Annotated in this window: 22 protein-coding genes; 21 read left to right on the top strand and 1 reads right to left on the bottom strand. The window is 31.9% G+C overall.

Annotation, left to right across the window (positions count from 1 at the left end):
* The 9 genes from OA85_RS00535 to OA85_RS00495 all read left to right on the top strand — a co-directional run bounded on the left by OA85_RS00535 (position 1) and on the right by OA85_RS00495 (position 11,721).
* A complete protein-coding gene (locus OA85_RS00535; RefSeq protein ID WP_039107358.1) occupies positions 1-435 on the top strand; it encodes a response regulator in 435 nt (144 codons plus the stop codon).
* Between the two features lie 93 nt (positions 436-528).
* Positions 529-1,353 (top strand): protein-glutamate O-methyltransferase CheR, encoded by an 825-nt coding sequence (locus OA85_RS00530; protein ID WP_052257096.1) that lies wholly within the window; start codon positions 529-531, stop codon positions 1,351-1,353.
* Positions 1,354-1,926 (top strand): chemotaxis protein CheB, encoded by a 573-nt coding sequence (locus tag OA85_RS00525; RefSeq protein WP_039107354.1) that lies wholly within the window; start codon positions 1,354-1,356, stop codon positions 1,924-1,926.
* A 28-nt stretch (positions 1,927-1,954) separates the two neighbouring features.
* Entirely contained in the window at positions 1,955-5,731 is a 3,777-nt protein-coding gene (locus OA85_RS00520; protein WP_052257095.1) for a response regulator, read from the top strand.
* Between the two features lie 97 nt (positions 5,732-5,828).
* Positions 5,829-8,273: a response regulator gene (locus OA85_RS00515; protein WP_052257094.1), complete on the top strand. Its 2,445-nt coding sequence runs from the start codon at positions 5,829-5,831 to the stop codon at positions 8,271-8,273.
* 130 nt (positions 8,274-8,403) lie between these two features.
* Positions 8,404-8,616, top strand: a complete 213-nt coding sequence (locus OA85_RS17570) for a response regulator (protein ID WP_231557051.1) — start codon at positions 8,404-8,406, stop codon at positions 8,614-8,616.
* Positions 8,617-8,915: 299 nt separating this feature from the next.
* Positions 8,916-9,110, top strand: coding sequence for a hypothetical protein (locus OA85_RS00505; RefSeq protein WP_039107352.1), 195 nt, complete (start codon positions 8,916-8,918; stop codon positions 9,108-9,110).
* Between the two features lie 400 nt (positions 9,111-9,510).
* Positions 9,511-10,599 carry an alkene reductase gene (locus tag OA85_RS00500; protein ID WP_039107351.1) on the top strand — a complete coding sequence of 363 codons (1,089 nt, stop codon included), beginning with the start codon at positions 9,511-9,513 and terminating at the stop codon, positions 10,597-10,599.
* 60 nt (positions 10,600-10,659) lie between these two features.
* Entirely contained in the window at positions 10,660-11,721 is a 1,062-nt protein-coding gene (locus OA85_RS00495; protein ID WP_039107349.1) for a class I fructose-bisphosphate aldolase, read from the top strand.
* 8 nt (positions 11,722-11,729) lie between these two features.
* On the opposite strand, the gene OA85_RS00490 is transcribed toward OA85_RS00495, so the two are convergent.
* The gene (locus OA85_RS00490) at positions 11,730-12,335 is read right to left on the bottom strand and encodes a 2,3-diphosphoglycerate-dependent phosphoglycerate mutase (protein WP_039107347.1); all 606 of its coding nucleotides are present in this window, start codon (positions 12,333-12,335) and stop codon (positions 11,730-11,732) included.
* Positions 12,336-12,718: 383 nt separating this feature from the next.
* On the opposite strand from OA85_RS00490, the gene OA85_RS00485 reads away from it, so the two are divergent.
* From OA85_RS00485 to OA85_RS00435, 12 genes are all read left to right on the top strand, one after another.
* A complete protein-coding gene (locus tag OA85_RS00485; protein WP_039107345.1) occupies positions 12,719-13,513 on the top strand; it encodes an ABC transporter permease in 795 nt (264 codons plus the stop codon).
* A gap of 2 nt (positions 13,514-13,515) precedes the next feature.
* A complete protein-coding gene (locus tag OA85_RS00480) occupies positions 13,516-14,295 on the top strand; it encodes an ABC transporter ATP-binding protein (RefSeq protein WP_039109243.1) in 780 nt (259 codons plus the stop codon).
* Positions 14,296-14,298: 3 nt separating this feature from the next.
* Positions 14,299-15,276, top strand: coding sequence for an MlaD family protein (locus OA85_RS00475; protein ID WP_039107343.1), 978 nt, complete (start codon positions 14,299-14,301; stop codon positions 15,274-15,276).
* Between the two features lie 183 nt (positions 15,277-15,459).
* Entirely contained in the window at positions 15,460-15,933 is a 474-nt protein-coding gene (locus OA85_RS00470) for a Dps family protein (RefSeq protein ID WP_039107341.1), read from the top strand.
* A gap of 29 nt (positions 15,934-15,962) precedes the next feature.
* On the top strand, positions 15,963-16,115 hold the full coding sequence (locus OA85_RS17280; RefSeq protein ID WP_156129388.1) for a hypothetical protein: 153 nt from the start codon (positions 15,963-15,965) through the stop codon (positions 16,113-16,115).
* A 228-nt stretch (positions 16,116-16,343) separates the two neighbouring features.
* Positions 16,344-17,717, top strand: a complete 1,374-nt coding sequence (locus tag OA85_RS17730; RefSeq protein ID WP_052257093.1) for an OmpA family protein — start codon at positions 16,344-16,346, stop codon at positions 17,715-17,717.
* A 295-nt stretch (positions 17,718-18,012) separates the two neighbouring features.
* Positions 18,013-18,396: a hypothetical protein gene (locus tag OA85_RS00460; protein ID WP_039107339.1), complete on the top strand. Its 384-nt coding sequence runs from the start codon at positions 18,013-18,015 to the stop codon at positions 18,394-18,396.
* 34 nt (positions 18,397-18,430) lie between these two features.
* On the top strand, positions 18,431-18,652 hold the full coding sequence (locus OA85_RS00455) for a hypothetical protein (RefSeq protein ID WP_039107337.1): 222 nt from the start codon (positions 18,431-18,433) through the stop codon (positions 18,650-18,652).
* Positions 18,653-18,792: 140 nt separating this feature from the next.
* Positions 18,793-19,287, top strand: a complete 495-nt coding sequence (locus OA85_RS00450; protein ID WP_052257092.1) for a PA2169 family four-helix-bundle protein — start codon at positions 18,793-18,795, stop codon at positions 19,285-19,287.
* 157 nt (positions 19,288-19,444) lie between these two features.
* Positions 19,445-20,203, top strand: coding sequence for an ABC transporter permease (locus OA85_RS00445; RefSeq protein WP_039107335.1), 759 nt, complete (start codon positions 19,445-19,447; stop codon positions 20,201-20,203).
* A 1-nt stretch (position 20,204) separates the two neighbouring features.
* On the top strand, positions 20,205-20,981 hold the full coding sequence (locus OA85_RS00440; RefSeq protein WP_039107333.1) for an ABC transporter ATP-binding protein: 777 nt from the start codon (positions 20,205-20,207) through the stop codon (positions 20,979-20,981).
* 29 nt (positions 20,982-21,010) lie between these two features.
* Complete coding sequence (locus tag OA85_RS00435) at positions 21,011-21,895, top strand: MlaD family protein (protein ID WP_039109239.1); 885 nt, start codon at positions 21,011-21,013, stop codon at positions 21,893-21,895.
* Positions 21,896-21,927: the final 32 nt, after the last annotated feature.

Below are 21,927 nucleotides of genomic sequence, written 5' to 3'. Positions count from 1 at the left end.
GTGAAAAACGAAAACAAAATAAAAATTTTCCTGGTAGATGATGATGCATTATTTTTAAAATCTTTAGAAATTGAGTTTCAGGAAAACGCAGATTTTATAATTGAAACCTATTCTACAGGAGAACTATGTGTAGAAAATTTATCTCATAATCCCGATGTAATAATATTGGATTACCAACTTGATGGTATTGTACAAGGTGCTATGAATGGACTTGAAACTTTAGACAAAATTAAAGCTTTCAATGTACAAACCCCAGTTGTGATGCTGTCTTCGCAGGATAAAATTGAAGTAGCCATAAACTGTATGCATCATAAGGCATTTGATTATGTTGTAAAAAGTGAAACAGCATTTGTACGCTTACAAAAAATTATCACTACCATTTTTAAATATCAAAAAATGGAAAAAGAATTAAGTTGGTATATGGATCGCATGTAATCTGTTTTTTACTATAATTCTCCATTAATTTCATAGTTCGTTAGATTAATCTATTTTTAATTTGGTCAAAAAAACCAAATTTATTTTACAAAAATGCAATATAAAGACACATCAGATCTAGAAATTTCATTGTTATTAGAAGCTATTTATAGGAAATATGGCTATGATTTCAGGCAGTATTCTCAAGCTCATATCAGGCGCAGAATCATGAACAGAATGTCATTTTCAGGCTTAGAAGATATTTCCCAAATGCAATCTAAGGTTTTGAAAGATGAAACATTTGCTTCTGAACTGCTACAGGATTTATCGATAACAGTAACCGAAATGTTTCGTGATCCAGCCTTTTATAGATCATTACGAGAAAAAGTTATCCCAATTTTAAAAACGTATCCCTTTATAAAAATATGGCATGCTGGCTGTGCAACTGGAGAAGAAGCGTATTCGATGGCTATCATTTTGCAAGAAGAAGGATTGTATGATAGAACTACTATTTATGCAACTGATTTTAATCAGATAGCTTTGAACCGTGCAAAAGATGGAATTTTTTCGAACAAAATGATAAAAGAATACACTACAAATTATCAATTGTCAGGAGGAAAAGAATTTTTTTCCAGTTATTATACGTCCAATTATGATAACGTCATTATGAATCAATCATTAAAAAAAAATATTGTTTGGGCCAATCATAATTTGGTTACTGATAGTGTATTTGCTGAAGTACACTTGATATTATGTCGAAATGTGCTGATTTATTTTGATAAAAATTTACAAAACAAAGTCCAAACCCTTTTTTATAATAGTATCATTAATGGGGGTGTTTTATGTTTAGGATCCAAAGAAAGTTTACGGTTTACTGATCTGCATGAGGAATATATTGAGTTGGATACAAAACAACGAATATTTAAAAAGAAATATTAAATGCAATATAAAGCAATAGTAATAGGAGTTTCTTCTGGCGGCATGAATGCTTTGAAAATTATATTTTCAGCTTTACCCGCTGATTTCAATACGCCCATTATTATAGTGCAACATTTAGGTGCTCATTCAGATAGTCAATGGATAAAACTTTTAAATGAAAAAAGCCACCTTGATATAAAAGAAGCTGATGAAAAGGAGAACATTGAAAAAGGCAAAATTTATATTGCTCCACCTAATTATCACTTGCTGATTGAAAAGGATAAAACCTTTTCCTTTACCATAGACGAACGTGTGAGTTTTGCAAGACCTTCAATTGATGTATTATTTGAATCGGCGGCTGAAGCCTATAAAAACAAATTAATTGGAATCGTACTTACAGGCTCTAATCATGACGGGACCAGAGGTATAAAGCGAATAAAAGAATTGGGTGGTCTAGCCATCATTCAAGACCCGAAAACAGCAGAATCTCCTTATATGCCAAAGTCTGCAATTGGTGCTATTGAATCTGATTATATTCTATCATTGGAGAATATAGTCGCGTTACTGATAAAAATTGATAAACAAAAAGAATAATTTCGATAACCTTTACAAATATTATAGAATGGAAATAACCCTTGGTAGAAAAATAGTAATCGGATTTATAGCTTGTGCTTTAGTCCTTTTAGGAGTTGCCATTTTCTCTTTTAAAAACAGTGAAAAATTTGTCGCTTCAAATACCTTGGTAAATCATTCCAATCAGGTATTATATGAATTCGAAAAAATACTTATGTCTTCTGTTGATGCCGAAACTGGCGTAAGAGGTTATGTCATTACTGGCGATACCGATTTTCTGAAACCTTTTACATCTGCCAATACAAAAGTAACAGATCAACTTGATAAAATAAAGGAATTAACAAAAGACAACCCTAATCAGCAAAACAACATTGAGGAACTTGCGAAAGAGCTCAAAATACGTTTTGATAATTTAAAAAAATGCATAACCCTTCGTAAAACAGATTTTAAAAAAGCAATGGAATTTGTTGCTTCAGGCGAAGGAAAACAATTGCAAGATGAGATAAGAAGAATAATTGATAAAGCACAGGAATCTGAACAAACGTTACTTGCCGAAAGGATAGAAATCAGTCAAGATGATGCCAGTAAGTTTAATATTGTTTTTGGTGTTTTATTGTTAATCATTGTAATGATTCTTGTCGTTGTATACACTATAGTTACTGAAAATTTAAAAGCTCTTAAAAGTTCCGAATCTGAAACTGCAAATAAAAACTGGTTACTTACAGGTAACTCCGAACTTAATGAAAAATTAATAGGAGACCAAAGTATAGCACAATTAGCAAACAGTACTATCAGTTTTTTATGTACTTATCTGAACGCTAATATAGGAGCTGTGTATCTCTTTAATGAAAAAGAAAATCTCCTGACACTAAACGGTAAATTTGCCTTTTCAGCAGCTAAAGACTCTAATGAAAAATTCAAATTAAATGAGGGATTAATTGGCCAGTCCGCTTGGGAACAAAAACAAATTTATTTAACAGATATATCCGAAGATCAAATACGCATCACTTCATCCATTTTGAATGCAAAACCAAAAAACTTGCTCATTACTCCTTTTTTGCTTGAAGGTAAAACGATTGGCGTAATAGAAATAGGTAAACTTACTGATTTCAATGAAACAGAGAAGGAATTCATCAGTGTTTCTATGAACAGTATAGCCATTAGCGTTAATACTGTTCAACAAGCTGAAGAGAAAGAAAAAAGAGCTGCAGAATTAGTTATTGCTAATAAAGAACTTGCCTATCAAAATGATGAGAAAGAAAAAAGGGCTGCAGAGCTAGGAATTGCGAACAAAGAACTCGCCTTTCAAAATGATGAGAAAGAAAAAAGAGCTGCAGAATTAGGCATTGCCAATAAAGAACTCGCCTACCAAAATGACGAGAAAGAAAAAAGAGCGGCAGAATTAGGCATTGCGAACAAAGAACTTGCTTACCAAAATGATGAAAAAGAAAAAAGAGCGGCAGAGTTAGGAATTGCAAACAAAGAACTTGCCTATCAAAACGAAGAGAAAGAAAAAAGAGCAGCAGAGTTAGGAATTGCAAACAAAGAACTTGCCTATCAAAATGAAGAAAAAGAAAAAAGAGCTGTAGAGTTAAGTTTTGCCAACAAAGAACTTTCTAATCAAGCTGAAGAACTTCAAATACAGCAAGAAGAGCTCAGACAACTGAATGAAGAATTAGAACAACAAGCGCAAGATCTTAAACAACAGCAGGAAGAGTTACAAATGACCAATGAAGAATTGGAAGAACAAACTCAATCATTAGAAGAGAAAAATAAGGAAGTTCAAGCTTCAAAAAATAACATTGAGCAAAAAACAAAACAACTGGAGATTAGCAGCAAGTATAAATCAGAATTTCTTGCAAACATGTCGCATGAGTTAAGAACACCGCTTAATAGTTTGCTAATCCTTTCAAAAGATTTATCAGAAAACAGAAAGAAAAATCTGGATGATGTTCAGGTTGAAAGTGCAGAAATAATTTATAAAAGCGGTCATGACCTTCTTATATTAATTAATGAAGTACTAGATCTGTCTAAAATTGAAGCAGGAAAAATGTCTATAAATGTTGAAAAAGTATCATTAAAAAATTTCTCAAATGATCTTCTTCGTGATTTCAAACATCAGGCACAGCAAAAAGGGTTAAAACTTGTTTGCAAATTGGCGGCAGCTTTACCTGAATTTATCCACACCGATTCACAACGTTTGAATCAGATATTGAAAAATCTTATATCCAATGCTATAAAATTCACCGAAAAAGGAAGTGTAACTATACGTATTGATCCAAATACGGAAACCACTTTGAATATTTCTGTTACTGATACAGGTATTGGAATATCCGAAGACAAACAAACTGCTATATTTGAAGCTTTTCAACAAGCAGAAGGTGGTACTTCCAGAAAATATGGCGGTACCGGATTAGGGCTTTCCATTTCACGGGAACTTGCAAAGTTATTAGAAAGCGAAATAAAAGTAAGCAGCAATTTAGAAGAAGGATCAACTTTTTCACTCATTATTCCGCTTGAAATATTCCCTGAACAAGAAACTTTCAGTACAATTACATTGAAACCCGTTTTGTATACACCACACCCAAAAATTGAATCTGAATATTTAAATTATGATACCATAAAAGATGACAGAGACACAATAAGCGCAGATGATAAAGTAGTACTCATTATTGAAGATGATCGACATTTTGCTGCTATACTTTTAAACCAAGCTAACAAAAAAGGATTCAAATGTTTGTCGGCAGCAACTGGAGAAGATGGTCTATTGCTTGCTTCAAAGTATAAACCCCAAGCAATTATTCTTGATATGGGTTTACCTGGAATCAAAGGACAGCAAGTATTGCATGAATTAAAAGCAAATCCATCTGTAAGGCATATTCCTGTGCATATTATTTCGGCAAATGACCGTTCGCTGGAACCAATCAGAGAAGGTGCAGTAGAATACCTGATGAAACCAATCGCTAAAAATGAACTGGAAGAAGCTTTCAACCGAATTGAAAATTTTGTAAATAGAAAAATAAAAAACCTGTTGATTATTGAAGATAATGAAAATTCAAGAAAGGCAATGAAAATACTCATTGGCAATGGTGATGTACATTGTTTTGAAGCAGCAACAGGCAAAGAAGCTTTAGCATTGTATCAAGAGAATCACATCGATTGTATCATACTGGATATTGGTTTACCAGACATGAGCGGCTTTGACCTTATCAATAAACTGGAAGATATAAAAGGCCATAACATGCCTCCTATTATTGTTTACACTGGAAAAGAGCTTACAAAAGAAGAAAATAATCTACTCCAAAAATATGCGGAGAGCATTATTATAAAAGGCATAAAATCAGAAGAACGATTGCTGGATGAGACAGCTCTTTTCCTTCACCGGACCATCAGTAACTTACCAAAATCAAAACAAACGATTATTAATAGTTTACATGATAAAGAAGCTATATTTCATTCCAAAAAAATAGTATTGGTAGATGACGATATGCGTAATGTTTTTGCATTATCCAAAATATTGCAAGAACGAGGAATGGAAGTCATAAAATCAGAAAACGGAAAAAATGCATTGGAGATGCTGAATGTGCATAATGACATTGATATGGTATTAATGGATATTATGATGCCTGAAATGGATGGTTACGAAGCAATGAAACGAATACGATCTCAGATAAAATTTAAAAACCTGCCTGTAATTGCGCTTACCGCAAAAGCCATGAAAGATGACAAACAAAAATGCATTGATGCCGGTGCTAACGACTACATTACAAAACCTATTGATGTAGAACGTTTACTGTCATTAATGCGTGTATGGTTAAGTAAATAATAAAACGTAATTGTGAAGGTGGTATATCCACTATTCATTATAATTAAACTTTTTTTGTTGGTATTCCAACATTCAAACTTTTATTTTACAATTGAAAATGAAAATAAATAGCCCTGTTAAAATTTTATTGGTTGATGATCTTCCTGAAAATTTGTTTGCTTTAGAAGTAATCCTTTCTAACGAAAATTATTTGTGTGTAAAAGCAAATTCTGGTAATGAAGCATTAAAAATTCTGCTGCACCAACAAGATTTTGCCATCATATTAATAGACGTACAAATGCCAATGATGGATGGATTTGAAACCGTAGAATTAATTCGTCAAATAGAAAAACTCAAGCATGTTCCGATTATTTTTCTAACGGCAAGCATGGATAATTCCGCACAAATTTACAAAGGATATCAGGCTGGTGCAGTCGATTATATGATCAAACCCCTTTTGCCAGAAATATTAAAAGCAAAAGTGGCTGTTTTTGTGGATTTGTATAAAAAAAATCAAGAATTATTAATTCAAGCAGAACAATTAAAAAAGCTCAACACCGATCTTAAGGCCCAAAAATTACTTTCAAAATATTCTCTTAGTCTTATTGAAGCAAGTCACGACCCTTTATTTGCCATTAGTCCCGAAGGAAAAATAACGGATATGAATAATGCATCAGTAAAAGTAACCGGAATATCACGTGAAAAACTAATTGGAACTGATTTTTTTGATTATTTCACTGAACCACAAAAGGCAGGTGAAGTGTATCAAAAAGTATTCGAAAAAGGATTCGTTGCCGATTCTCCACTAATACTTCGTCATAAAAATGGCAAGTTAACAGAAGTATTATTCAACGGATCAGTATATAAAGATGATAAAGAGAATGTGCTTGGGGTTGTTATTGTTGCCAGAGACGTTACGGATCAAAAAAGAATTGAAAAAGAATTGATTGAAGCCAAGGTTTTTGCTGAATTAGCCACCACAATTGCTGAAGAGGCTAAAATAAATGCTGAAAATGCCACCATTATAGCTAAAAATGCGGTGAAGGCTAAACAGCAATTCTTGTCGAATATGAGCCATGAAATTCGTACACCAATGAATGCCATTATTGGATTTACAAAAGTGGTATTAAAAACAGATTTGTCAACTAAACAAAAGGAATATTTAAACGCCATTAAAATAAGTGGTGACACATTAATAGTTCTTATTAACGACATACTCGATTTAGCAAAAGTTGATGCAGGTAAAATGACATTTGAGAAAACGCCATTCAAAATGGAATGCACCATTTCAGCTATGCTTCATTTATTTGAAGCAAAAATTCAAGAAAAAAATTTAAAATTAGTCAAAATCTATGATCCTAAAATACCTAAAGTCCTATTAGGCGATTCGATTCGTTTGCATCAAGTTATTTTAAATCTGGTAAGTAATGCAGTGAAATTTACAACCAAAGGAAAAATTACGGTAAGTGTTAATTTATTACATGAAGATGATGATAAAGTAATTCTTGAGTTTGCGGTAACAGATACGGGAATTGGTATTTCTGAGGAAAAAATAGGAACTATATTTGAAAATTTCCAGCAAGCAACCAGCGGAACTTCAAGATTATATGGAGGAACTGGACTGGGTCTGGCTATAGTAAAACAATTAATAGAGCCACAAGGCGGTAGTATTCGTGTAAAAAGCATAATTAATGAAGGATCAACATTTAGCTTTATATTATCTTTTGAAAAAACAAATGTCGATACAGCATTAGAGAATGAAATGTTGGAGTTAGATTCAGAAATAAATAATATAAAAGTTTTAGTGGTTGAAGATATTGCACTCAATCAATTACTAATGAAAACACTTTTAGAAGATTTTGGATTTGCTAATGAGATTGCTGAAAATGGTAAAATAGCTATTGAAAAACTTAAAGAAAAAAATTATGACATCATTTTGATGGATTTGCAAATGCCAGAAATGAATGGTTTTGAAGCTACAGAATATATTAGAAATACCATGAATTCTACAATTCCTATAATTGCATTAAGCGCTGACGTAACAACTGTTGATGCTGATAAATGTAAAGCATTGGGAATGAATGATTATATGGCTAAACCAATTGATGAAAGGCTGTTGTATAGTAAAATAGTTGGTATCTTAAACAATCCTAAACGTGCTAAAGTCAATACATTTTTTGAAAATGAAGAAAATCCAAAGAAAAAACTAAGATATATCGATCTTACTTATTTAAATCAGAGAACAAAGTCAAATCCAAAATTAATGATGGAAATGATTTCGCTCTATTTAGTACAAACCCCTCCTATAATAGATACAATTAAACAAAGTTTTGCTGACCAAAATTGGTCTTTATTAGGTGCCGCTGCGCATAAAATGATTCCGTCTTTTTCAATAATGGGAATCAGTCCTGATTTTGAAAACTTAGCAAAAAAAATTCAAGAACTTACAATGGTTCAAGAAAAATCAGAAGAAATGCATGATTTAGTGCTACAACTTGAACACGTTTGTCTACAAGCTTGTATCGAATTAGAGGAAGAACTTCAAATAATTAAAAATTCATAATAGTAAAAACGAAAATAAAATAAAAAATTTTCTGGTAGATGATTATGCATTATTTTTAAAATCTTTAGAAATTGAATTTCTGTAAAATGCAGATTTCACAATTGAAACATATTCAACTGGAGAACTATGCTTGGAAAATTTATCCCGTAATCCTGATATAATAATATTAGATTATCAACTTGATGGTATAGTAGAAAATGCAATGAACGGACTTGAAACCCTAGATAAAATAAAAGCTTTCAATCCACAAATTCCAGTTATAATGTTGTCGTCTCAGGATAAAATTGAAGTAGCCATAAACTATATACAGTATAAAGCATTTGATTATGTCGTAAAAGCGTAACTGTTTTTGTTCGCTTGCAAAAAATTATCTCTATCATTTTTAAATATTAAAAAATAGAAAAAGAATTAAGCTGGTACATGGATTGAATGTAATCTTTTTCATTTTTTTAAGTGTAAATGATATAAGTTTTGTTAGTAATTATATAACAGCTTTGAAGTCTAATTAAAATACATTTGTCTTATAACACTAATGTCCATAAATGCTTTAAATAGTTAAACTAAAACATCTATTTATAAGTTAATTAGACTTTTAAAGTAAAATTAAATTTTATATTAACCAATACTTAAAAAATAAAAATCATGAATCTAAAAAGAATCTTTGGAGCATTACTTACAGCTCTTGGAATAGGTGGACTTATTTACACAGCGATATTATTTTCAAGTGCCTCCTCTGAAATGAATGATGTCAAATCACTAATCATATACGGCGTGCTAGGCATTATATTTTTCGTTTCCGGAATTAGTTTAGTTCGTACAACAAAAGACGAATCATAAAGCATCTTTTTTTCTAAACACAAAATGTATTTTTAAATAGAACTAAAAAAGACAATGATTTATGTCTTTACAGCAATCATTGTCTTTTTTGCAAAGAAATTAATTAAAAGCAATTCGCATTGCTTTACAAATTAGAATAATACATACTAAACCTCTCGGAATTTTAAAAATTTTCGAGAGGTTTTTTTAGTTACAATTACATCGGCTTCAAGTTTGTTTACAAAATCTTGTTTTTTACAGCTACCATTCAAAAAGTATTGCTTTTTATTGTTTAAAAACTGATGTATCATTACTTATCAAACAGTAAATACATAAAGACTCATTAATTTTTGCAAATAATTAAAAAACTACTCGTTAAATATAATTATCTTTATATCAACAATCTAAGAGCATAAAAAACATGAAAACACACGAATTATTCAAAACAAAAAAAGTGGGTTCCATCGAATTAAAAAATAGTATTGTTATGGCACCTATGACCAGATGCAGAGCAATTGACAATGTTCCTAATGAACTTATGAAGGAATATTATACGCAACGTTCCAATGCGGGATTGATTATAACTGAAGGAACATCGCCATCGCCTAACGGTCTTGGATATGCCAGAATTCCAGGAATATTTAGTGAGCTTCAAGTAGCGGGCTGGAAAACAATAACAACTGCAGTACATAAAAACGGTGGAAAAATAATTGTTCAATTAATGCACTCAGGAAGAATTAGTCATCCGCTGAATATGCATAAAGATGCTCATATCCTTGCCCCTTCCCAAGTAAAAGCGGCTGGACAAATGTGGACTGACTTGAAAGGATTACAGGATTTTGTTGTCCCAAAAGAAATGACACTACAAGAAATTCTTCATGCCAGAACAGAATATGTTGCCGCCGCAGAAAATGCTTTATTTGCAGGATTTGATGGTGTAGAATTACATTCGGCAAATGGGTATCTATTAGAAGAATTTCTTTCGCCAATAAGTAACATCAGAACTGATAATTATGGTGGAAGTATTGAAAATAGATGCCGATTTGTACTCGAAGTAGTAGCCGCTGTTGCCGCTGCCATTGGAAAAGAAAAAACTGGTATTCGTTTATCACCATACGGAGTAGCCAGTGATATGCCACATTATCCTGAAATTGAAGCCACTTATGATTACTTATCTAAAGAACTTAATAAACTGGACATTGCCTATATTCATCTTGTAGATCATTCCGCTATGGGCGCACCTCCAGTTCCTTTGGAAATTAAAAAATTGATTCGACACAATTTTAAAAACACCTTAATTCTTTGCGGTGGCTTTGATCAAGAAACTGCCGAAGCAACAATTGAAAGCGGACTTACAGACCTCGTAGCTTTTGGCCGTCCGTTTATCAATAATCCAGATTTAGTAGATCGATTTAAAAACAATTGGCCTTTATCACAAGACCTCAATATGGATTTATTTTATACTGCTGATGAGAAAGGATACACTGATTATCCAGTTTATAAGGGGTAATTTAAAATAGACTTATCTGTTAAAACAATGTTTTAGAAATCCATTTAAATCAAAGTAAAAATGAAAGATATAGTTCAATTATTGAATTTATTAGGTGATGAAAAAGACTCTTTATTAAATCATGTTTGTAAAACAATTATGAAAGATCAAATTCATGTACCTACTCCTTTCCATATTGATACTCATTTTCTGCAAAGCAATCGAAATGGACAAACCATTCGAAGTTTGACGCAGTTATACCAACATGGCCGACTTGGTGACACTGGTTATATTTCTATTTTACCCGTAGATCAAGGAATTGAGCATACTGCAGGAAGTTCCTTTTCTCCAAACCCTATTTATTTCGATCCAGAAAATATTGTAAAATTAGCTATGGAAGCGGGTTGTAATGCAGTCGCTTCTACAATGGGCGGATTGGCAATGTTATCCAGAAAATATGCGCACAAAATTCCGTTTGTGGTAAAACTGAATCACAACGAACTGATGACCTATCCCAATAAATACGACCAAATTATGTTTGGGAGTGTCAGAGATGTCTGGAATATGGGCGCTATAGCGGTTGGCGCTACTGTTTACTTTGGCTCTGCCGAATCAGACAGGCAAATTATAGAAATAGCAAAGGCTTTTGAAGAAGCACATAATTTAGGAATGGCTACAATTCTTTGGTGTTATTCCAGAAATGATGGCTTTATAAAAGACGGAATCGATTATAATACGGCTGCTGATATTACTGGTCAAGCCAATTACTTAGGGGTTTCAATTCAGGCAGATATTATCAAACAAAAGCTACCAACGAATAACGGTGGTTTTACAGCTATAAAATTTGCCAAAACAAATCCGGATATGTATACCAAATTAGCCAGTGAGCATCCCATCGATTTATGTCGTTATCAAGTGATAAATTGTTATTCAGGACGCATTAGTATGATTAATTCAGGTGGAGAATCAAAAGGTGTAACTGATTTGGCGGAAGCCATAAAAACGGCTGTAATAAACAAGCGTGCCGGTGGAGCCGGAATGATTATGGGGAGAAAAGCTTTTCAACGTCCCTTTAGTGAAGGCGTAAACCTCATAAATGCGGTACAGGAAATTTACCTGGCAAAAGAAGTTTCCATAGCATAATCTTTCATTTACAAATATTTCACACTTCTAATTTTTAGATCAGTATCTAAATCGTAAAGTCTGGGCGTTCCAGTGGGAATGTTTATTTTGACTATTGCTATTGGGCTGATATTTTCTAAATACATCATTAATGCCCTAAGACTATTCCCATGAGCCACTATCAAAATATTTTTACCAGATTTTAGTTTTGGTTCTATTTCTTGTTTATAATACGGCACAATTCTATTGTAAGTATCTTCTAAACTTTCGCCATCTGGAGGACGAACTTCATAACTTCTTCTCCATATTTCCAACTGATTTTCTCCGTACTTTTTTGCTACTTCCGCTTTATTAAGTCCTTGTAAACTCCCGTACATTCTTTCGTTTAAAGCTTCATTCTTAATGACAGGAATATGGGTCTGTTGCATTACTTCTAAGATAATTCTCAAAGACTCCCCTGCCCTTTTCAATACTGAAGTATAAGCATACAAAAAATTAAAGTCTTTTAACTTGGCTCCTGCGCGCTTTGCTTCTTCTTCTCCCCAAGAAGTCAATGGTACATCCAGATTTCCTGTAAAACGATTCTCTAAATTATAGATGGATTGGCCATGCCGAATAAGTACTAATAAAGCCATATTTTGTTATTTGTTATTTCATTTGTATAGCTGACCCTAATAAATATTCAGAAAAAAATCCTTTCAAATAACTCAAAAAAGTATAAAAACTAGTACACTTTTATATCCTAGCAATATCGCTATTATAACAATAAAAAACTAATACTCTATTTTTATTAAACTTAAAAAAAATTATGCTTAATAAAAAAACAATTTATTCAAAAAATAAAACATAAAATACTGACTACAAACACTATATCAACGCAAAAAATAGACTTCGTGTAATTTATTTTTGTAAATTTATGATGCTATTCGTTAGGAATACAATTCAATTTTAAGTAAACACTTTTTTAAATGAAACAGCATAAAGCGGTAGAATAGTAACTAAATAGAAACGCTCCAAAATGAATACGATCGATACAAAGAAATATTTATTTTCAAAAGGAATTGATTCCTATTTAGAAGGCGTTCACAAAGGCTATCAATTTACCATTCGTTTTTTTAAAGAAGCATTTATACTTCCTTTTCATTGGCGTGAAATTATTAATCAGTGTTTTGAGATTGGATTAAAATCACTTTCCTTAATAACATTGACCGGTTTTATTGTAGGTGTCGTTTTTACAAAACAATCACGGCCTTCACTGGAAACTTTTGGGGCAGTTTCCTGGTTGCCTTCCTTAATTGGGATTGCCATTGTAAGAGCTTTAGGTCCATTGGTAACAGCACTTATTTGTGCTGGAAAAGTAGGTTCCAGTATTAGTGCTGAATTAGGTTCCATGAAAGTAACGGAACAAATTGAGGCGATGGAAGTATCAGCAATCAATCCTTTTAAATACTTAGTGGTTACGCGGGTAATTGCGACAACAATTTCCATTCCCATACTGGCATTGTATTGCAGTTTTATAGGACTATTGGGTTCGTATTACAATGTTCATAATGAAGAGATGACAAGTTTAGAAATTTTTTATAAAAATGCTTTTTCAAATATTTCTTTTCTGGACATTTTTTCATCAGTAACCAAATCCATTGTTTATGGATTTACAATAGGAATTATAGGTTGCTACAAAGGATTTTTTGCAACACAAGGAACACGTGGCGTTGGAAAAGCAACTAATCAGGCGGTAATACTTGCCATATTTCTTATCTTTTTTGAAGAGGTTGTCATAGTACAAGTTGTGAATTGGATTCGATATTTTTAAACATGGAAAAAGACAAAATACAACATAGTATCAATAAAGAAGAATCGGTCATAACGATCAATGGATTATATAAATCCTTTGGTGAATTGGACGTTTTAAAAGGCATTGACTTAAATATTTATAGAGGCGAAAATATTGCCGTACTTGGTAAATCAGGCTCTGGCAAATCCGTATTAATAAAAATTATTGCAGGTTTATTAAAACCTGACAAAGGAGAAGTAACCGTATTAGGAAAAAAAGTTACGGAATTAAATGGAAAAGAATTAGACGAATTGAGGCTACGCATTGGATTTTCTTTTCAAAGCAGTGCTTTATATGATAGTATGGATGTCTATCAAAATCTGGCATTTCCATTAACTATGAATGTAAAACACCTCACTAGAAAACAGGTGGATCTTGCAGTAGAAGAAGCACTGGATGCAGTAGGTTTAAAAGATAAAATAAATGAACTTCCTGCTGACCTTTCCGGAGGACAACGCAAGAGAATAGGTATTGCCCGTACTTTGATTTTAAAGCCCGAAATAATGTTGTATGACGAGCCCACATCAGGTTTAGATCCGATTACATGTGCCGAAATTAATACGCTTATTATTGAAGTGCAACAGCAATACAAAACAAGCTCCGTTATTATCACACATGATTTAACATGTGCAAAAAATACCTGCGACCGTATAGCCATGTTGATTGATGGAACGTTTTCGAAAGTAGGAACATTTGAAGATGTTTTAAATGCAGATGATGATCAAGTCAAAAAGTTTTTTGCTTATAATTTCATACAATAAACCATGAATGAATCTCCAAATAAACGCGCTGTAATTGTAGGCCTTTTTATTTTTTTAGGGTTGGTATTTCTAATCGTTGGAATTCTAATGGTTGGAAATTTACATGAAACCTTCAAAAAGAAAATGGAACTGGTTTCTTTATTTGATAATGTAAATGGACTTCAAAAAGGTGATAATGTTTGGTTTTCAGGTGTAAAAATAGGAACGGTAGGCACTATAAATATCGATAAGAAAACGCATGTTTTGGTGAGCTTAGAAGTGGAAAAAAAAGCACAAGATTATATTCGCAAAGATGCGAAGGCAAAAATAAGTACCGATGGTCTCATAGGAAATAAAGTTATTGTTATTTACGGAGGTACTCCACAGTTCAGTGCAGTCAAAGAAGGAGATACTTTAGCTGTTGAGAATTCATTTTCTACAGAGAATATTTTGAATACTTTACAGAAGAATAATGAAAACCTACTGGCAATCACAACTGATTTTAAAACAATCAGTAAAAAGTTAACTACAAGCGAAGGAACTGTTGGGAAATTATTGAACGACAACACTTTATACAACAATATAAACTCAGTAACAGTATCACTTAATGATGCTTCCGCAAAAGCAAAACAACTAATCAGTTCCCTAAATGATTTTAGTTCAAAACTAAATAACAGAGGAACTCTTGCCAATGAATTAGTAACCGATACAATCGTTTATGCTTCTATAAAAAAATCTGTTTTACAATTGCATCAAATGACTGAAACTGCTAATTTATTTGTAAATAATCTCAAAGAAGCCGGCAATAATCCCAATACAACTATTGGCGTTTTGTTTCACGATGAAGAATCAGGCGCTAGCTTGAAAAAAACCATTAAAAATTTAGAAAGCAGTTCCGAAAAACTAGATGAAGATCTGGAGGCTGTCCAACATAATTTTTTATTAAGAGGCTATTTTAAAAAGAAAAATAAAGAAACCGAAAAAAATACCCCTAAAAAATGAAATGTGAGAATCTTGTAAATTCTTTAAAAAGTTATATAACACTTTCTCTTTATTAGCTAGGCATCTTTGCAACATGTATTTTTCAGTATTTATATCTCTTGAATTTAAAAGATAAAAGCTAGGCATTCAGGAATAATATCCTCTTAAAAAATAACATTTTAACTTAAATAAAATCTAGAAAACATGAAACCACAAATAGGAATTACAGAAGAACATTTAAAAAAAAGCATTACAATTCTTTCGTCAATTTTAGCAAATGAAATGACGTTATATATCAAATTAAGAAAATTTCATTGGAACGTATCAGGTGAAAGTTTTATGGAACTTCATAAATTATTTGAAGGTCAATACAGACAATTAGAAGAATCAATCGATGAAATTGCGGAGCGTATCAGTAAATTAGGTGGAAAAACTATTGGAACAATGAAAGAGTTTTCAGATATAACGGTACTTAAAGAATCACCTCATCAGTATCCTGCACAAAAAGACATGCTGAAAGAATTATTAGCCGATCATGAAACGGTTATTGTTCATTTACGAAAAGATGTCGACCTAAGTATTCAAGAAAATAAAGATGCTGGAACTGCTGATTTTCTAACCGGTCTAATGGAATCACACGAAACAATGTCTTGGACTTTAAGAAGATATCTAGACTAATTTAAATTAAAAAATTAACACAACATAAAATGGAAAATCTAGAAAACGAAGTTTACTTAGGCTCTAATAGTTATTGCAAAGTTGGTAAAATTACCGCAAAAAAATATTTTGAAGAAGAACAATCAATAACAGAAAATGAGTTTGAGAAATTCGACGAAAACTTATCTTGTATAATGATTTAGCCATTTACTTAATTTATATTTTTTTAAAGTATAGAATTATTAAAAAGCCTTTTTTATTAATCTCTCCTGGAGTGGTTAATAAAAAAGGCTTTTTTATAGATCCCTTTTTGGGACAAAACTACAATAATCCATATGTGAGAAAGATGCAACTTATTCATAAAGTTCTATAACATTAAAGTCTTTCATGTTAATCATCTTTGCATTAATAAATCATAACAATAAATTAAAATGAAAAAAATCCTACTGATGTGTACTTGCTTAGCATTTACATTACTATCAAAAGCACAAACAGAAGACAAAAAATGGAATATAGGTCTTCATAGTGGAGTAACGCAATACCAAGGCGATCTTGGTAATAATTTTTATAAAACAGATAAAGCATTTTATGGTTTTGGAGGTTTATCTGTATCCAGATATTTAGGTCGCCATTTCGATTTAAATTTTTTAGCTTCAAAAGGAACAATAGGTTACAATAGTACTGCAGGGAGTTTTAAAAGCGATTTCAATTCTGTGGCTTTAAATGTTAGATTTAATTTTACCGGACCGGAGTCAGTGGTAAGACCTTATGTGTTTGCAGGAGTTGGTGCAATGTTATTTGACAAAGATGTCAACTTTGACCAAGATAGAATTGATTATGCTTTACCTACAGCTGGTGGTGGATTAAATTTCAGATTGAGTCCAGTAATTATGCTGAATTTACAGGAAACCTTCAGTTATTCTAATAAGGACAGAAGAGACGGCGTAATTGCCGGTAAAAAAGATGCTTACTTGTCTCACATGGCTGGTTTGACTTTCAATTTTGGAGACAAAAAAGATGCTGATAACGATGGTGTTTCAGATCGTAATGATACCTGTCCCAACACTCCAGCAGGAGTAGCTGTTGATGCAAACGGATGTCCTTTGGATAAAGATAAAGATGGTGTAGCTGATTATTTAGACGCCTGTCCAGATGTTGCGGGAACTGCATTATTAAATGGCTGTCCTGATTCTGATAATGATGGTGTAGTTGATATCAACGATAAATGTCCAGATACTAAAATGGGAACCAAAGTTGATGCAACGGGTTGTCCAATGGATAATGATAAAGATGGAGTAACAAATGATTTAGACCGTTGTCCAGATGTTGCGGGTCCATTGAGTTTAAATGGCTGTCCAGATTCTGATGGTGATGGTGTAGCTGATATGGATGACCGTTGTCCTACCGTTAAAGGAACTATGGAAAATAAAGGATGTCCTGAAATTACAAAACAAGATGTACAACGAATCACCTATTTAGGAAGTAAAATATTCTTCGAAAATAATAGTGAAAAATTAAAAGTTGCTTCTTTAGTACAATTGGACGAATTAGTAACCTTAATTAATAAATATCAAGCTTCTAACTTAGTTATCGAAGGACATGCAGACAGTAATGGTAGTGATGCTTTCAATTTAGAATTATCTCAAAAACGTACGGAATCCGTTAAAAAATATTTAATGGAAAAAGGTATTGCTGCCTCTAGATTGACAGCAGTAGGATATGGTGAAAGCAAACCAAATGCCAGTAATAAAACTGCTTTAGGTCGTGCAAAAAACAGAAGAGTAGAGTTGAAAATGAACTACTAAAAATAATAAGGTTAGGTTAGGTTAGGTTAGGTTAGGTTAGGTTAGGTTAGGTTAGGTTAGGTTAGGTTAGGTTAGGTTAGGTTTTTGGTTAAGGGCTGTTGGTGACAACAGCCCTTTTTTTGTGGTCAAAACAACCATTTAACAATTAAATAAAAAACATGTGAATTATATAATTTTATCCTAAAGTTATATAATGTTTTTTAGGACTAAATAGCTGAAATTTAACTTATTGAAAATTACGAATTACAGTCAGTTGCTAAATCACATCACCTCTATTAACTATTAAAAAAACATTATGAAAACTACAAAAAAATTAGGCATTTGGATGGATCATTCTATTGCACATTTAATGGAATTTACATCTAAACATTTTGAAATAGAAACAATTGAATCAAAATTCACTAATGATGTAAAAAATAAAAGTCTAGCAAAAAGTGAAAAGACAATGCACAACAAAGAAAAAGGACTACTTCAAGATTATTACAAAAAACTGGGAGAAGCCATTAAAAATTACAAACGAGTAATTCTATTTGGACCTACTGATGCAAAGACTGAATTATTTGACTTATTAAGTGAAGATGAACGCTTTTTGAAAATTAAAATTGAAATTAAAAATACAGATAAAATGACTGCAAATCAACAACATGCTTTTGTTAGGGACTATTTTTCAAAAGCATAATCATTCTTTACTAATCCTTTTAAACAATAGAATAATGCAAACAAGAACTATAGGAATCGGAATGGTAATAATTGGAATACTATTGATGCTTTATAATAGCTTCAACTACGTAACTACAGAAAAAGTAGTAGATATAGGTCCAATACAAATAAACAAAGAAGTAAACCATCCAATAGTATGGTCGCCTATAGTTGGGATCGTATTAGCTGCAGGAGGTATTGTTTTAATAGTTAGTAAAAACAAACAACTTGCCTAATAATTACGCTACTAAAAACTGTGAATATTACAATTTAAATATAAATTTCTATAACATATTTTGTCTCTATAGTGTGCAACTTTGTAACTAACAATATAATTCTATTAAACTGATAGTCATTAATTTAAATTACAAAAAAAATGAACACAGATAAATCAATCGAGGTATTTAATACACTCATCGAAATTAATGACGACAGGATAGAAGGTTATAGAACTGCTTCAAAAGCAACAGAAAAAAATAGTTTAAAGAAACTGTTTTTAGAGTTTCAACAAACTAGTCTGAAATGTAAATCAGAACTTATAAAAGAAATTAAAAAATTAGGAGGAATCCCAAGAGAGACGATAAAAATCAACAACCTGTTTTCTAAATTTTGGATTAATCTTAAAGCCGCCCTTATTTGTAAAGACAGTAAGGATATAATTAATCATTGTGAATCACACGAACATATTACTGGACTATATTATAGAAATGCATTACTATTTAAGGTGGAGAATTTGAGTCTTGAGCAGCAAATTATGCTACAAAAACACTATTCATTGATAAATATCGACAACTCAAAAATAATTAACTTACGAAAAAGGTTATTTGAAAATAAGTGTTTTTTATTAAAACAAGGAATAACTATTCTATAAAAATAATTCATTACACCGTTATTTACCTACTTATTACATTAGTTTTTTCATAGCAATTTAAAGTATTAAATTTTGATTTTTATCTCCAAGAAAATCAAAATACTATAGAATAAACTAACCTCATCCAATCTATTAATCTCAATAAAAATATTCTATTTTGATTCTATATTTAAAAAATACTTTTAACGATGTTGGAAAAGTAACGCTATTCACAAAACGTTTTTTTAGCGAAGTTTTTACACCTCCATATGAAATGAGAGCCTTTGTTAAGCAATGTTATTCCATTGGATATAAATCGTTACCATTAGTTACTATAACAGGTTTTATAATGGGATTAGTTCTTACGCTTCAGTCAAGACCAACTTTAGCAAAATTTGGTGCTGAATCTTGGTTGCCTGGAATGGTCGCCCTATCCTTGATAAGAGAAATTGCACCTGTAATTACAGCATTGATTTGTGCTGGAAAAGTTTCATCTGGTATTGGAGCAGAGTTAGGTTCGATGAAAGTAACTGAACAAATTGATGCCATGGAGGTTGCGGCAATTAATCCTTTCAAATATTTAGTAGTAACGAGAATATTAGCCACTACGCTTATGATTCCGGTTCTAGTAATTTATGCTGATGGTATTGGAATTTTTGGAGGATATATAGGCGTAAATATGCATAATGATGTTAATCTGGTACGGTATACTTCACAAGTTTTTGAATCCTTGACCTTTTTAGATATTATACCAGCCACCATTAAAACATTTTTCTTTGGATTTTTCATAGGAATGATAGGATGCTATAAGGGTTTTACCGCTGCAAATGGAACTGAAAGTGTGGGTAAAGCAGCAAACTCAGCAGTAGTTACAGCTTCACTTACTATATTTATTATAGACATGCTTGCGGTACAATTAACTGATTTATTCTTTTAAAATGATACAGGAAAAAACAAACATAGATGCTGATAAAACCACTATTAAAAATGCTCCCATAATAGAAATAAAGGATTTGCATAAAGCCTTTGGAGATAACGAAGTACTAAAGGGAGTCAATCTCTCTGTAAATAAAGGAGAAAATTTAGTAGTATTAGGAAAGTCAGGATCCGGTAAATCAATAACCATAAAATGCATCGTTGGCTTAGTCATGGCAGATAAAGGCGAGATTAATGTATTTGATACTGATATTACCAAAATAGATGCTAAAGAACTGAATGAAATTAGAGTTAGAATTGGATTTCTGTTTCAAAATGCCGCACTATACGACTCGATGAGTGTCAGGGAGAATCTTAGTTTTACATTAAGACGACATGTAACCGGTTTATCAAAAGAGGAGTTGCAAACTGAAATTTCAGAAGTATTAGAAAGCGTAGGCTTAGCAGATGCTATTGATAAAATGCCTTCAGAATTATCTGGCGGTATGCGAAAAAGAGTTGGACTGGCAAGGACACTTATTTTAAAGCCTGAAATAATATTATATGACGAACCCACTACTGGATTAGACACCATTACTTCTAGAGAAATAAGTGAATTAATATTAGACCTTCAGAAAAAAAACAAAACAAGTTCTATAATTATTACCCATGATATGGCTTGCGCAAAACATACTGGAGACCGAGTAATAATTTTAAAAGATGGTGTAATTCATGCTGAAGGCAGTTATGAATCTCTAGAAAAAAGTGATGATGAATGGGTTCGTTCCTTTTTCATTTAAAAAGAAAATTAAAAAATAAATCAAAAATTATGAATAAAGAATCTGGGTTCCAATGGAAATTGGGAATGTTTGTAATAATTGGATTAGTCCTTTTTATAGCTACAATCTATTTTGTAGGAAAACAACAAAATATATTTGGTTCAACATTTCATTTAAAATCAAACTTTAAATCCGTAAGCGGCTTAGAAGTAGGTAATAATGTACGTTTTTCAGGTATTAATATTGGTACAGTTAGTGATATCGAATTAGTTACCGACTCCTCTGTAGTGGTTAGTATTTCGATAAAAGATGAGGTTCAACAATTTATTAAAACAGATGCTATAGCCAGCATTGGTTCAGATGGATTAATGGGAGACAAAGTATTAACTATATCACCAGGAACTAATTCGAATAAATCAGTAAAAGACAATGATATAATTGCCTCAAGAAAGCCTATTGACATGGAAGATGTTATGAGTAGTGTAAAAAAAAGTGTGGATAATGCAGGAATTATTACTGCCCAATTGGCTCAATTTACTTACAACATGAACAACGGAAAAGGAACTTTATCAAAATTAATGACTGATCAAGAATTTGCTGCTAGTTTAAAAAACACTCTTGCCAACTTAGAAAGCAGTTCAAATGAATTTTCCAGTTTCACTACTAAAATGAATAACGGAAAAGGCGCTTTATCCAAACTGGTCAGCGATGAAAAAATGGGGAAAATGGTTGACTCAACCTTAACCAATGTTAAAACAGGAACAAAAGGACTTAACGAAGTTATTGAAGCCGCAAAACATAATTTTTTATTAAGGGGTTATTTTAACAAACAGAAAAAAGCGGAAGAAAAAAAACAACAAGAATTAGATGAGCAGCAAGAATTAGAAATGAAAAAAGATTTAAAATTTGTTGAAGACAATAATGCGAAAAAATAAATTTAACACTAAAACACTTAGATTTAAAGCGC

This window comes from Flavobacterium sp. AED (assembly GCF_000812945.1).
Lineage (GTDB): Bacteria > Bacteroidota > Bacteroidia > Flavobacteriales > Flavobacteriaceae > Flavobacterium.
Note: the sequence above shows the minus strand (reverse complement) of the source record. Positions and strands in the feature narration are given on the sequence as shown.

Coding starts and splice junctions, on each gene's coding strand:
- OA85_RS00500 (WP_039107351.1), top strand. CDS start 9,511: ATGAAAACACACGAATTATTCAAAACAAAAAAAGTGGGTTCCATCGAA.
- OA85_RS00455 (WP_039107337.1), top strand. CDS start 18,431: ATGCAAACAAGAACTATAGGAATCGGAATGGTAATAATTGGAATACTA.
- OA85_RS00435 (WP_039109239.1), top strand. CDS start 21,011: ATGAATAAAGAATCTGGGTTCCAATGGAAATTGGGAATGTTTGTAATA.
- OA85_RS00495 (WP_039107349.1), top strand. CDS start 10,660: ATGAAAGATATAGTTCAATTATTGAATTTATTAGGTGATGAAAAAGAC.
- OA85_RS00530 (WP_052257096.1), top strand. CDS start 529: ATGCAATATAAAGACACATCAGATCTAGAAATTTCATTGTTATTAGAA.
- OA85_RS00460 (WP_039107339.1), top strand. CDS start 18,013: ATGAAAACTACAAAAAAATTAGGCATTTGGATGGATCATTCTATTGCA.
- OA85_RS00520 (WP_052257095.1), top strand. CDS start 1,955: ATGGAAATAACCCTTGGTAGAAAAATAGTAATCGGATTTATAGCTTGT.
- OA85_RS00515 (WP_052257094.1), top strand. CDS start 5,829: ATGAAAATAAATAGCCCTGTTAAAATTTTATTGGTTGATGATCTTCCT.
- OA85_RS00480 (WP_039109243.1), top strand. CDS start 13,516: ATGGAAAAAGACAAAATACAACATAGTATCAATAAAGAAGAATCGGTC.
- OA85_RS17280 (WP_156129388.1), top strand. CDS start 15,963: ATGGAAAATCTAGAAAACGAAGTTTACTTAGGCTCTAATAGTTATTGC.
- OA85_RS00450 (WP_052257092.1), top strand. CDS start 18,793: ATGAACACAGATAAATCAATCGAGGTATTTAATACACTCATCGAAATT.
- OA85_RS00475 (WP_039107343.1), top strand. CDS start 14,299: ATGAATGAATCTCCAAATAAACGCGCTGTAATTGTAGGCCTTTTTATT.
- OA85_RS00490 (WP_039107347.1), bottom strand. CDS start 12,335: ATGGCTTTATTAGTACTTATTCGGCATGGCCAATCCATCTATAATTTA.
- OA85_RS00505 (WP_039107352.1), top strand. CDS start 8,916: ATGAATCTAAAAAGAATCTTTGGAGCATTACTTACAGCTCTTGGAATA.
- OA85_RS00440 (WP_039107333.1), top strand. CDS start 20,205: ATGATACAGGAAAAAACAAACATAGATGCTGATAAAACCACTATTAAA.
- OA85_RS00470 (WP_039107341.1), top strand. CDS start 15,460: ATGAAACCACAAATAGGAATTACAGAAGAACATTTAAAAAAAAGCATT.
- OA85_RS17730 (WP_052257093.1), top strand. CDS start 16,344: ATGAAAAAAATCCTACTGATGTGTACTTGCTTAGCATTTACATTACTA.
- OA85_RS00525 (WP_039107354.1), top strand. CDS start 1,354: ATGCAATATAAAGCAATAGTAATAGGAGTTTCTTCTGGCGGCATGAAT.
- OA85_RS00485 (WP_039107345.1), top strand. CDS start 12,719: ATGAATACGATCGATACAAAGAAATATTTATTTTCAAAAGGAATTGAT.